This window comes from Halioglobus sp. HI00S01 (assembly GCF_001635445.1).
Lineage (GTDB): Bacteria > Pseudomonadota > Gammaproteobacteria > Pseudomonadales > Halieaceae > Halioglobus > Halioglobus japonicus.
The window spans coordinates 1-349 of record NZ_LWEE01000383.1; the positions used below are offsets into that span (position 1 = coordinate 1).

Sequence of the window (349 nt, forward strand, 5' to 3'; positions counted from 1 at the left end):
CCCACAACATCCAGCGTCAGCGGATACAGCGTCTTGCTGCTCGATCTGCCATCCCCCGTGGTCAGGACTTCACCGCTAGCGAGAGTAATATCACCGCCCACCGTGACCGGGCCGGCTGTATACAGCGTTACCTGGCTCGCGCTCAGGTTCATGTTGCCCGTGACATCCGCAGATGCCGTCAGCACTACCTGGAGCGTACTGTTGCTAACGGCCATCTCACCGTTGATGTCAAGCGAAGGAGCCTTGACCAGGCCATCTGCAACACCATCGAGACTGAAGTCCGTCAGGGACAGCGGACCGGTAAACTCCAGGCGACCATCAACCAGTGCCGCCTCAATCAGGGATTGCT

Annotated in this window: 1 protein-coding gene; it reads right to left on the reverse strand. The window is 59.0% G+C overall.

Annotated features, from left to right (window positions below; all coding sequences use genetic code 11):
• Positions 1 to 349: hypothetical protein (locus A3709_RS24280; protein WP_197484348.1), on the reverse strand; the 349-nt coding region annotated here is incomplete at both ends.